Origin of the sequence: Neobacillus endophyticus, from assembly GCF_013248975.1 — a bacterium.
GTDB lineage: Bacteria > Bacillota > Bacilli > Bacillales > Cytobacillaceae > Neobacillus > Neobacillus endophyticus.
The window spans coordinates 237,019-248,994 of sequence record NZ_JABRWH010000002.1 but is presented as its reverse complement, the minus strand read 5'-3'; the positions used below and the strand labels follow the sequence as shown (position 1 = coordinate 248,994).

The window sequence follows — 11,976 nt, the reverse complement described above, 5'->3', positions numbered from 1 at the left end:
GAGGTGAGTGCATGTCAATTATATCGGATAAAATACTACAAATATTCAGTAGTATTTTTGGGTGGATCTATCAAACGTTAGTTGCACCGTTTATTACCCTAAGTTCTTTGAAAGATCTAGTATTCGGAAAAGATAAAAGTGGAGATTTATTGTTTCATACGTTTACAGCATCAGATTATACGAATACGTATGATCCTGGAATACAGGCAACCATGACTCTCGCAGCTTTTATCGTTTTGGTATCTATCATATTAGCAGGGATACGGATTGCGGGTACATCTTTTAATCCGGCAAACCGCACACAATTTATAGAATTTATAAAAGATCTTGCCATCGTTGCGATTGTTCTTGCTAATCTTGGTACATTGTATTCGCTCATCTTTCAATTTAATGACGTGATTATTAATATCTTTAGTTCTGCTTATAAATCGGATATAAAAGGATTTCAATCATCTATAGATAACGGTGCAGCGAAGCAAATAGTAGGGGAGATTATTATTAATCTAGCTTTACTCGGCCTAGCAATCTGGGCAAATTTTTACTATATGATGAGAAAGCTAACTTTACTCATGTTAATGATCCTCGGTCCGGTGATGATGGCACTTTATCTTAATCCACGAACCAAAGCGATCACTGGAGCGTGGTTAAAAGAATTGATAGGCACTGTACTTGTTCAATCTGTGCATGCATTTACGTTTTGGCTAGTAGCAAGTATGGCTGCTTCTCAAAACCAAGTCATTCCAAGTGTGATTCTGTATATCATTTTTATCCCTGTTTCGGAAGGTTTACGTTCCCTTATTGGATTAGGGGGAGACATGAATGGTAAATTTGCTAAAGCTGGGGCCATGGCTGGAATGGCAGGTCTTTCCGGGGTATTCGGTGCCGCAAAAGGCGCACTAAAAGACCAATCTTTTTCAGGTGCTTTGAAATCAGCCTATGATGGTGTAAAAGGAAAAGTGACGGGTAAAGGCGATTCTGAAGATAATAAGAAAGCTTTAGGAGCAAATGCAGGAACAGATACAGGCTCTACTTCTGTTGCTGAGAAAATGCTAAAAAGAGGACAAATTGTATCGAAAATGGGGAAAGCTGCTGCAGGAATGGCAGGTAGTATTTCCGGTTCGACTATGGGACCTATGGGCGCGATGGCATTGGGGGCTATCGGTTCTGAAATGGGTGAAAAGATAGGCGGACTAACAGGACGTGTAGGTTCAGCAGGAATCCAAGCAGTAGGCGACCGATTGAAAAAAGGGAAACAAGCATTCCTAAATGCGAAAAACAATGGACAATCAAAAGGAATAGAAGAAAGTTTAAAGAATGCCATTGCTGAAGAAGACACGAGAGTCTGGGGAAACAAAAATAAAAAAGATGTAATGAGTGATTTAAAATCCCGTTTCCCTGATGCAACAGACCAAGACCTCGATGAAATGTGGAATCAAAAACGAGATGAAGTGAAGAAAGGCTTTAGAAAAGGGGCAGGGGAAAAGTTACAAAAATTAAAAGACGCCAGTGGCAAATATGCGAATGGATACCAACTTGCAGAGCAAACAGCTGCTAGCCTGACAAATGAGTGGGCTAAAAACAATGAAGGAAACTTTATGAGAGATTACGAGAAACATAATCCTCCTAAAGACAATATGACCAAAAGTGAACAAGCTGAATATGACAAGAACAAATCACGAGCATGGAATATGGCTTTGGGTGAGAAACGAAAACAATTTGGTCAAATGACAAAATCAACGGCTTCTTCCATGATGGAAGGGCGTTCGCAACCTTTCATTGATAAGAATGCTTTTGCTGACAAAGTGGGGCAACAAGCCACCTCATTAGTTAAAGGTGACATTAAAGCTAAAAATCCGAATCTAAGTAATGAAGAAGTAGATGTTCAATTTGCTCAGTCCCATGGGGGCAAAAATGCAGTATATGTGGATGTGGCTAAAAGCGCAAGTAATGGAACGGAAAGCCTTCAACTTTTTAATGGCAAAAAAGTAAATCGTGATTTTGTGACTAGCCAACTAGCAGGTATGCGTACTGATACTGATTCGAAAACGGCTTTCTTTGCAGATAAACGCGCTGAAGGTTTGTCGGACAATCAAATACAAGTTCAGTGGAAGAGTGAAAGAGGGCAAAAGTTTCAGGAAAATTTAAAAGTTGCAAATGAAAGTGTTCCTCATACATTCACTCCACAAATTAGTCCATTAAAATTGAATACAAAAGCAGGAGTAAGTGGTGCTATGGCTGCCCTTGGTGTCACTCCTGTGGCAAATTTCGCCAAGCAAGTTAGTATTGGTGTCGGAGCTGGTTGGCAACAAGCCACTGATTCTTCTAATAATGCAGGGGTTCTAGTAAAAGGAATTGATGGAATTGTTGGAGGTTCAGTCGGTGGATTTCAAGCGATAAAAAACGTAATGGCTGAAAATCCTGTGTTAAAGCAAGCAGGACTGAATAATGCAGGTGGCTATATCGGTGGTGTTGTTGCTGGGGTTACAGGATATCAAGTAGGTTCTAGATTCGCCTCAAAGATTAATCCTTATAATTCTGCCGTAAATAAAGTAATATCGGAGCCGTCCGAAGTCATGCAAATGGCTCAAACCGTGGTAGGTGATAATGGTGTAGAAAGAATTGCCCCTGGCGCAGTTCGAATGGTTACAACACCTGATCAATCATACATTGAGGTTAGAACCAAAACAGGTCAATCTAGAATTGTCTCTCGTACTGGACGTGGGGACAGCACCATGAAGAAGGGTGAAATGGTTTATCAAGATTTACAAGTAGAAAATGGAGCATTTGTTACACATCAGATTAAAGGCGCAAACACTAGTGTATACAAAGTAGATTCCGCAGGAGGGAAAATCCCAGTTTCCTCTTCACAAGTAAATGTGAATCCAAATAAATTGTTAGCAAATAGGAATACTCCAAAAAACCCATATGTAGTTCAAGAAGTTCAAGCATTCAATCAACAAGTGGATGCAGGACAATTTTATTTAAATGATTTGAAACAACACGGGATGGAAAATGTTCAATTGGTCATCGAGAGAGACCGAAGCTATATGCAAGCAACTACACCTGCAGGGGAAAAAGTACGTGTTTCTGCTTATCAAACAGGAGACGCTCGAATTCCTCAAGGTAAAACAGTAACAAAAAACTGCATCATTAAAGGTCATAAAGTTCAAGCTGCTGCCATTGTGGAAGAAGAGTTTGAAAATTATACCACTACAATTCAGCCAGAACAATTCATTACGCCAAAACCAAATAAGCGCTTTGATATGAGAAATCAGCAAGAAAGTAGTCGTAAGCGTCAAAGCCTTGCAGGGTGGAATGGCTAATGGGTTTACCTCAACAGCAAAATGAAAATCAAGAATCAGCAGTTGTCCGACTGGCTAAGGAAAAGGCAGCACAAGCAGTAAAAAAGAAAAGTAGAAAATTACTAAAACAAGCTGGTAAAAAAATAGCTAAATTAGCAGTTAAGGCGATTGTGAAAGCAATCGCCCTATTAACAAAAATGCTTCTTAGTTTTTTAAGCACTATTGGTTTACCGGCAATCGGAATAATATTAGGCATTATTCTCGTCGTCATCATCATTATGATGGCTACAACGTGGGCGTATGGGGGAAACGAAGCTAAGCTAACAGGTAAAGATAAGCAACTTCAACAATATATACTAAGTCAGTCTTATTCCACGGTGGATATGTCCCGCCCTGAGCAACGTAAGTTCCGTGTGCCTGAAGGGTTAATTGCTTCCGTTATTCAAATTGATTCAATGGTTAAGGGAAACGAGGATTACAAAGCGCTTATTCATAAAATGGCTGTGAGTCTAAAACCAATCTTTACGTATGATAAATTCAATGAATGGACCGAAACGGAAACGACTGTTTGTCGTGATGGAAAGTGTGATCCACCAAAAAGAGTAAAGACAGATCATTGGGTCTCAAAACTCACAAATGTTGAGGCTTGGGACGGGACAACAACCTATACTTATAGTCCATATACAACGCCGTGGGTGACCAGTGTTAAGGTAGATTATGAAACTCAGAAAAATACAGAAACCGAACAATATATAGATAATGAGACCCAAACTTTTCCCGCTAATCAGAACATCCCGATTTATGGTTGGAAATCCGAGAAAGTGTGTGATGAGACGGGCTGTAAGCTAAATAATGTGTGGGAAATCATCGGATATAACCAGTATTCCTCCCCCACAACGAAAGTAGTACCTGTTATGAAAACTAAGGTGGTAGAAAATGATAAAAAAATTGAAATTGATACCACCACTCGCACCAGAAGTCAAAAATTTAATGTGAATGAAAATTCCACGATTGATTATTCAAGATTCGATCAGATTTTGAATCAATACAATCTAGGCACTGATGACAAAAAACTTATTGAAGCCTTATATTCCTTTGCAGGCGGGCAAATATCTTATTCTGAATGGCTAAGTGGTTCACTAGGGAGTGGCGGTTACGATTATGGTGGCTATGTGGGATATGATGGCACCGTTATTCCAGGAGGAGGAGTTCCCCCTCAATTTATGCCGTTTTATCTTGGAGCAGAGAAGAAATATGGTGTTCCTTGGTATGTTCTTGCCGGTATACACTATGTGGAGACGACCTTTAGCACCGCACCCAATATGGTATCATCCGCAGGGGCGCAGGGACCAATGCAGTTTGAACCATCAACTTGGGCATCTGTCGGGGTTGACGGAGATGGAGATGGGAAAGCCGATATATGGAATAATGCAGATGCCATTTATACGGCCGGTCATTATTTAGCCATATCCGGATGGGCATCCGACCCCCGAAAGGCTATTTATGCCTATAACCATGCAGACTGGTACGTGGATAAAGTCTTAAGGTACGCTGATCAGTTTAAAAATGCAGCTACTTATGTTGGGGGTTCATCGACTGGTTCCAAAGCTCAACAAGTTACTACAGTTGGAGATCGATGGATTGGTCATTCTACCTATGTATTCGGTGGTGGCCGAAATCAAAGCGACATTAATAGTGGAAGATTTGACTGTTCTAGTTTTGTCCATTGGGCCTTCGGTCAAATTGGGGTTAATTTAGGAGATTTAAGCTCTACAAGTACAGATACATTAAATAATTTGGGAATTAAAGTGCCATATAACCAAGCACAACCGGGCGATATCGTTTTCTTTGATACTTATAAGGTCAATGGACACGTCGGTATTTATCTTGGAAATGGTAAATTCATAGGTTGCCAATCATCATCAGGTGTAGCAATAGCAGACATGACAAAAAGTTACTGGGCTCAACGATTTAGTGGAAATGTAAGAAGACTAATTCAGAATTAACTCCCCTTAAAGGAGAGGACAAAGTTGAAAAATTATAAAGTAGTTACAATGTGTGTCTTTGTGGCTTCACTTGGATATTGGGGGTCTGCTCCCAATATCCAAGCAGCAGGGGCCCCTTCTACTTCATCAGACACACAAGGCTCATATCAACTTCAAAATGATTATGACAGTTTAGTAGAGCAATTAAAACAACTCGAAATAGCCCTCCAAAAAAATGAGGAAAGTTACAACGTGATGGAAAGTAAAATTTCAAAGCTTCGTAACGACTACAGCAAATCCAAAGTTCAAGCAGAACATGATCGTGAATTTATTAACGACAATAAAAACCGTGCTAGTTATATAAAAGATCATAACGCATTTATACGGTATTTCGATTATTTATTTCATACATCGGATGATTCCTTTCTGAATAGGATACCAAAAGGTTTTTCGCAGATTAAAAGTGATAATGAATTGATAAAAAAATATAACTCCATTCAAAAACAATTGAGTCAGAAGCAGAAATTCATAAAGCAAACAAAAACTTCGTTAAAAGAATTAGAAATGGAGTTACAAGGAAATCAAGAAGTTATTGATGAACAAAAAGGTACACAACAATCTCTTACACAAGAACTACAAGAAAAAGAACAAGAACTGAAAAATGCAAATGTACAAACAAAGCCATTGAACCCGGATAAGAAAAACGATCCTTCCATTGGTGACTTTGATTCTGGATACCTAAAGGCAATAGAAATGCCGATTCATTCAGGTTCATTCACATTTCCTACGGTCGGTAACATAATTGCTGGCGTTGGCTATGGCGGGGTTTGGGATAAGGGCATTACCATCTCGAACAGCAGTAAAAGTGTAATTCCTGTAATAGCTGTTGCGGACGGGGTTGTTATAAAATCTTTATTTTCAACCACCGATGGAAATGTAATTCAGATTCAACATTCAATCGACTCTAATCAATTTGAGACTGTTTATTCTCACTTGAATACACGAATGGTAAAAGTAGGAGATCACGTTGCTAAAGGCGATTATCTAGGAACGATGGGGAGTACTGGAAATGCAGAACAAAAACAGCTTTACTTTGAAATACTGCAACAAAAAGGGGACACACTGGAACCGATCAACCCGCTATTATATATCCCCGCAAACTAGGAAGAAGGAAGAAAAAAATGAATAAAAAACATATTATCATTCTTTCGACTTTCATTATGGCAATAGGTATTCTGGCATTTTACTTTGTACAACCAAAAGAAAATGTTGAAACCATTAACTTAAACAAAACAAAAGAAGAAGTATTGAAACAGATCATATCAACTAGTCACACTTCTGATGCAGGGGTAAAAAGCAAGAATGAAACCAATCAACAATCCCTGAAAAAAGAGGTAGCAGAAAAGTTAATTCTGGGGCTGTATATACCGAATGTAGACCTTTTTCTATCCAGTTTTGCCCCAAAAATCATTTCAAAAGACCTTTTTAGTAAAAAGGAAATAGATAAAACTGTCGTTGCAAATGAGATGATGGATAAAATAACCAGAAATGGTAAAATAGCAAGGGTAAAATTTATTAATTTAAAAGGATATTTTAATAGGGATACAGATAAGTTCGCTTTAATTATTCGTTACAAGGATAACAAGCAGGTAAAAATTACCCTACAAACAACAGAACTTGAAATATCCAATAAAAATGCAAGGAAAACGTTCGTTATTAAGACCTCAGCCTGGGAAATTATTAGGAAAATAGAAGGGCAAATTTAAATGTTGCCATCAAAAATAATTAATGGATAAATTTCGTAAAAGGAGTGATAACATTGGCTATTAAAGTAGCGATTATAGATGGTCAGTCGCTTTTCAGAGAAGGAGTAAAAAAAATTCTAGAGAATGAAAGTTTCATTCAGGTTGTTGCTGAGGGGAATGATGGAAGTAGAGCAATAAATCTTGTAGCAACAAAACGGCCCGACATAATCATCATGGATATTAATCTGCCTCGACTGGATGGCATTAAACTCACTCGCGAATTGCTAGTTCAATATCCTTATGCAAAGATTATAATTTTATCGCTCCAGGAAGACGAACAGAGTGTCACAGAAGCGATTAGTTCCGGAGTAAAGGGGTATATATTAAAGGACACAGATTCGAATCACCTCATTGGAGCCATCAATGTGGTGGCAGATGGTGGAGCATATTTGGATCCAAAAATTGCACATTTGGTTGTAAATGGGTACCGCACGCTTGTTTCTAAGGTTAATTCAGGACAAATCCGTCGCCCTTTGCATCTATTAACAAGACGTGAATGTGATGTTTTAAGAATGCTTGCCTACGGAAAAAGTAATCGTGGAATTAGTGAGGCTCTGCGAATTAGTGAAAAAACGATAAAAAATCACGTTTCTAATATTCTGCAAAAAATGAACGTAAAGGATCGTACACAGGCTGTTGTCACTGCTATAAAAAATGGGTGGGTAGAAGTTTTCTAGGAGAGAACTATTTTCTTATTTTATATTGATAGAAAGGGGGTATTCAAATGAAACCTGCAGGTTTTTGGATTCGTTTTTTAGCCCATATCATAGATGTTCTTATCGTTAGTTTTCCGATTTCTATTTTTTATCTAGTCACAGATTTTTATTTTATAAGTTTTGACGCACTTAATTATAAATCTGATCCGACAGCAATAGTACCGAAAGCGCATTTAATGCTTGTAATTGACTTTATTATCATACCTTTATTATATCTCGTTGGTAGTAGCATTTATTCTGTTTTTCTGACATCCTCAAAATACCAAGGAACATTAGGTAAGAGAGCTCTGGGATTAAAGGTTGTAAACGAAAAAGGTGAACAAATATCTAAGAAACAAGCAGTTGGACGTTACATAACTACCCGAACGGGACAGCCCATTCCTTCAGGTGTGGGATGATAGAGAGGTCGAACAAGGTATGTCTTCAGACATATCAATTGCTCGGTTTTTATTGCGAATGTACGTTCCTATCTAATAAAATGGTCTTTATAGAGAGGTGAATATATTGGCTAAATCCGGAACTCCAAGTTATGTCTTAACGTTAAGAGTAAGTACAGAAATATACCAAGAACATCAATTGTGCAAGAGATTTGAGATAGCTAGAAATATCTATAATTCGGTTTTGGGAGAGTTGCATAAAAGATATACTATTTTGAAGCAATCCAAGAGATATAAAAATGTTTGTAATATGGAAAAAGGCAAAGAGCGTAATAGGATGTTTTCCGAATTGAACAAGGAGTTTGGTTTGGTCGAGTATTCTCTCCATGAATTCGTCAAACCCATGCAGCATAAATACAGAAAGAACATAGATTCTTTCACATGCCAAAAAATAGCGACCAGAGCATTTAAAGCTTTCGAATAAATAATGTTTAAGCAAGGTAAGAGGGTACATTTCAAAAGATACGGTGAAATGAATTCTGTAGAAGGCAAATCAAATTCAACTGGTATTCGATACAAAGAGGGTAATGTACTTTGGAACGGTCTTGTTCTTCGAACAATCGTAAAAAAGAATGATGTTTATGCTCATTTAGCTTTAAGAGATAAAGTTAAGTTTGTTAGGATAAAAAGAGAATTGATAAAGATTTGTATACTACGCACAGTTAGTTCTTGAAGGTATACCTCCCCAAAAATACAATTCCGAAGGAATTAAAGAAGAGGAAAAGGTAATCCAAAAAAGAGTAGGTATTGATATAGGGACATCCACTGTTGCGGTCTGTTCTGAAACCGAAGTCATCTTAACAGAACTCGCACCTAGTATTGTTCGGTTAGACAGGAAGATAAAAAACATACAAAGAGCAATGGATAGAAGCAAAAGATCAACCAATCCAATGAAATATAAAGACGACGGCACCATTAAAATTAACAATAAGGATAAATGGGTATTTTCAAAACGGTACATGAAAAAGAAAGCCCAACTGAAAGAGCTGCAGAGGTTGAATAGAGTGAAAAGAAAACAGGATCACGAAAAACTCTCTAATGCCATCATTTCCCTAGGAGATGTTGTTTTCGTTGAAAATATGAGTTTTAAAGGGCTGCAAAGAAGAGCAAAAGAAACAACAGTTAATGAAAAGGGCAAATTCAAAGAGAAGAAAAGGTTCGGAAGAAGTATTAGCAACCGAGCACCATCGATGCTACTGAACATTCTTGAACGTAAACTTGGATACATAGGTAAACATTTAAACAAGGTAAATACAAATCTTATAAAAGCAAGCCAATACAATCATTTAACCAATACATTCGAAAAGAAAAAGCTTAACGAAAGATGGAATGATTTTGGCTTCTGTAAAATACAAAAAGACTTATATTCGGCATTTCTACTTATGAACTGCAAGGAAAATTTAGAGGAAATAGATAGGAAACGATGTGAAGACAACTTCGAACAATTTAGATTGATGCACGACTTGGAGATAAAAAGATTAAAATTGAAAGAAAAAACACCCATAAGCATGGGCATTTAATATATTAATATCGGTTTAGGTACGAGCCGAAACAATCGCCAATAGAAACGGTGGTTTCTTTGGTTGTAAAAGTTTAATTGAACATACATGAGTTCCTTTATGTTGTAACTCGAAGAGTTGTTCTTCTAGTGAGAGTATTGGAGAAATGTATAAGTAAATTAGAACCCCACTCCTTCAGGTGTGGGAGTATCAGAAAGAAGAAAACAGTTATATATATAATAACTATTTATCAAATAGCTGCCGATAAGGCAGCTTTTGCAAAATAATCGAAGGATGCACTATCTTCCTGGGACACACCTTCCGCATTTAGTGCATTTAAAATGACGTAGATATTCTTCTAAATCACACTTTCCGAATGCCAGTAGGCAATCGTGAAAACAAAATTTTAACTAAATTTAAATTGATTTAGATCTGTAAAGTTAATGTTTTTTAAATTCTCTTCTTCAATTATTTCTTTAACTTTTGCAGTTACTATAGGCATGCCAAACCAATTCTTGAAATAGAAAATATCTGAACCATCCCATTGTCTAAAATTTACACTAAAACCTTTAATTAATTCTTGGTTTTCTAAAATTCTTCCACAGTTCTCACATTTTCTTACAATTGTACCGTCAAGGTGATGAAGGAACCCTCCTTCTCCTAAAACAACTAGTTCTTTTAATGAATTGATATGGTTTTTAGGGAGCAAAGTTGAATCTTCATCCTCTATATGAATATCATCAAATGAAAACCCAGTAATCGAATTCTTAATTAAAATTTCTTGGAATTTTTGGCTAATTATATTGTATTGAGGTATTCTGTAAAAATCCGCCATCTTTTTTCCCTTAAAAATAACATGAAGATTAGCTTTTTTGATCCGAAGATTACTATCACAAAGGTCACAATGATCTACATCAAACTTATTATTTTTTTCAATGGCCTCCGCAAATGGTCCATACTCTACTATCATAATATAAAAATTATTAGAGTTCATAGTTCAGCGCTCACTCTTTTCTAATTCCTCCATAGTACCAAGAACCCAGTCAAATGTCCGCAATTGATTTATATCCTTATCATCTTCAGCCTTTTTCTTGCTGATTGGAGTTTTCTTTAAGAAGTTCCCATTTTCTTTATTCATTTTAAACACCTTTCTTTTCATTCTCACTATTTTCTTTTATGTCTTTTAATAATCTCTCTAGCAATTCTACTGGTACTGAAATGCCAATTGTCTCCCCAGATCTTTTCATTTTTATTTGAACATTATCTCCTTTTCTCTCCGCATACAGTATATTGCTGCTTGTAAAGTCTTTGATACTTATAACCTTATTTCCGTTTTTATTTACCTTACTCCCATATTCATAATCATAAACGCCCATTATCTTTACTCCCACATCAATAATATTTAGCTAATATTTGTAAATTAATAGTACCCTAAGTAATCTGCAAAATATAAAAATCCAACTTTTTTCACAATATAGTTTCTCATTTCTACATTTTGTGATTTTGGAGGTTTTGTTAGTGTATAAGCCTTAGCATGTTCTTTCTTAAACTCAATTTTATCCTCGTTGTTATGCCATTTGTCATCTATAATTCCTGTCGTCACAGCACTGATTGGATGCAGGGTATTGAAGAAAACATAGGTCCTTAACGCTAAATTGGGTGTTAAATGTAGAAGAATAAACAAATTAACGATAAAGACTAGCGGTAAACCGACTCTAATCATAATCCGATTTTTATTCAACACAGACCCTCACTAAATAAAGATTTTCTTTCATTGTAACATGGCTTAAAAAGGTAAATATATAAAAAATTGTAAAAATTTACATTGCATACTAGCTTTTTTTCTAAACTTAGTTAATAATAAATTTAAACCCTTTGTGTCAATTATCTGGAAGACTATACCCCTGTTAAATAAAGAAACCTCCCTACTCTGCCAAATTTAAGAGGGAGGTTTCTTTATAGGGGTAAGTCCGAGATAAGTCCAAAAACGGCACGATGAATGGAAATAAATGTATTTTATTAATTCGATTTGCAAGATGACTTCTCTGTTAGATAACAAAAAGACCGCCATTTAGAAAGTCAATCTTCTTTAGATTTAATTTGGAGGAAAAATGTACCAGTTTAACGGATTGAGTGGTTTATCCAATCTCAACAATCTTACAGTAACCAGATGCGTATTGAATAAGCAATATATAGGGTAGCCCCTTATATAAAATAAAAAATAACTACTAA

General features: G+C 36.5%; 11 protein-coding genes. 7 read left to right on the top strand and 4 right to left on the bottom strand.

Annotated elements, in window-relative coordinates:
• The first annotated feature begins 11 nt into the window (after positions 1-11).
• The 7 genes from HPT25_RS27325 (at position 12) to HPT25_RS28920 (ending at position 9,765) form a co-directional block, all read left to right on the top strand.
• Positions 12-3,323, top strand: a complete 3,312-nt coding sequence (locus HPT25_RS27325) for a TrbL/VirB6 family protein (RefSeq protein ID WP_173071881.1) — start codon at positions 12-14, stop codon at positions 3,321-3,323.
• Entirely contained in the window at positions 3,323-5,308 is a 1,986-nt protein-coding gene (locus HPT25_RS28535) for a C40 family peptidase (protein ID WP_217270019.1), read from the top strand. Before HPT25_RS27325 ends, HPT25_RS28535 begins: the two co-directional genes overlap by 1 nt.
• Positions 5,309-5,332: 24 nt before the next feature.
• On the top strand, positions 5,333-6,451 hold the full coding sequence (locus HPT25_RS27315) for a murein hydrolase activator EnvC family protein (protein WP_173071879.1): 1,119 nt from the start codon (positions 5,333-5,335) through the stop codon (positions 6,449-6,451).
• Between the two features lie 17 nt (positions 6,452-6,468).
• Positions 6,469-7,053 (top strand): hypothetical protein, encoded by a 585-nt coding sequence (locus tag HPT25_RS27310; RefSeq protein WP_173071876.1) that lies wholly within the window; start codon positions 6,469-6,471, stop codon positions 7,051-7,053.
• Between the two features lie 53 nt (positions 7,054-7,106).
• On the top strand, positions 7,107-7,769 hold the full coding sequence (locus tag HPT25_RS27305) for a response regulator (protein ID WP_173071874.1): 663 nt from the start codon (positions 7,107-7,109) through the stop codon (positions 7,767-7,769).
• 47 nt (positions 7,770-7,816) lie between these two features.
• The gene (locus HPT25_RS27300; RefSeq protein ID WP_173071871.1) at positions 7,817-8,206 is read left to right on the top strand and encodes an RDD family protein; all 390 of its coding nucleotides are present in this window, start codon (positions 7,817-7,819) and stop codon (positions 8,204-8,206) included.
• 899 nt (positions 8,207-9,105) lie between these two features.
• Positions 9,106-9,765 carry a hypothetical protein gene (locus HPT25_RS28920; protein ID WP_246277412.1) on the top strand — a complete coding sequence of 220 codons (660 nt, stop codon included), beginning with the start codon at positions 9,106-9,108 and terminating at the stop codon, positions 9,763-9,765.
• A 385-nt stretch (positions 9,766-10,150) separates the two neighbouring features.
• On the opposite strand, the gene HPT25_RS27290 is transcribed toward HPT25_RS28920, so the two are convergent.
• The 4 genes from HPT25_RS27290 to HPT25_RS27275 are packed head-to-tail and all read right to left on the bottom strand — an operon-like array spanning position 10,151 to position 11,485.
• Positions 10,151-10,714 carry a hypothetical protein gene (locus HPT25_RS27290; RefSeq protein ID WP_217270018.1) on the bottom strand — a complete coding sequence of 188 codons (564 nt, stop codon included), beginning with the start codon at positions 10,712-10,714 and terminating at the stop codon, positions 10,151-10,153.
• A gap of 27 nt (positions 10,715-10,741) precedes the next feature.
• On the bottom strand, positions 10,742-10,882 hold the full coding sequence (locus tag HPT25_RS27285; RefSeq protein WP_173071867.1) for a hypothetical protein: 141 nt from the start codon (positions 10,880-10,882) through the stop codon (positions 10,742-10,744).
• 1 nt (position 10,883) lies between these two features.
• The gene (locus HPT25_RS27280; RefSeq protein WP_173071865.1) at positions 10,884-11,120 is read right to left on the bottom strand and encodes a hypothetical protein; all 237 of its coding nucleotides are present in this window, start codon (positions 11,118-11,120) and stop codon (positions 10,884-10,886) included.
• 44 nt (positions 11,121-11,164) lie between these two features.
• The gene (locus HPT25_RS27275) at positions 11,165-11,485 is read right to left on the bottom strand and encodes a YjcN family protein (RefSeq protein WP_173071863.1); all 321 of its coding nucleotides are present in this window, start codon (positions 11,483-11,485) and stop codon (positions 11,165-11,167) included.
• Positions 11,486-11,976 lie beyond the last annotated feature (491 nt).

Excerpts from the sequence above, each read along its gene's own strand:
- HPT25_RS27325 (WP_173071881.1), top strand. The coding sequence starts at position 12 with ATGTCAATTATATCGGATAAAATACTACAAATATTCAGTAGTATTTTT.
- HPT25_RS28535 (WP_217270019.1), top strand. The coding sequence starts at position 3,323 with ATGGGTTTACCTCAACAGCAAAATGAAAATCAAGAATCAGCAGTTGTC.
- HPT25_RS27310 (WP_173071876.1), top strand. The coding sequence starts at position 6,469 with ATGAATAAAAAACATATTATCATTCTTTCGACTTTCATTATGGCAATA.
- HPT25_RS27300 (WP_173071871.1), top strand. The coding sequence starts at position 7,817 with ATGAAACCTGCAGGTTTTTGGATTCGTTTTTTAGCCCATATCATAGAT.
- HPT25_RS28920 (WP_246277412.1), top strand. The coding sequence starts at position 9,106 with ATGGATAGAAGCAAAAGATCAACCAATCCAATGAAATATAAAGACGAC.
- HPT25_RS27290 (WP_217270018.1), bottom strand. The coding sequence starts at position 10,714 with ATGATAGTAGAGTATGGACCATTTGCGGAGGCCATTGAAAAAAATAAT.
- HPT25_RS27285 (WP_173071867.1), bottom strand. The coding sequence starts at position 10,882 with ATGAATAAAGAAAATGGGAACTTCTTAAAGAAAACTCCAATCAGCAAG.
- HPT25_RS27280 (WP_173071865.1), bottom strand. The coding sequence starts at position 11,120 with ATGGGCGTTTATGATTATGAATATGGGAGTAAGGTAAATAAAAACGGA.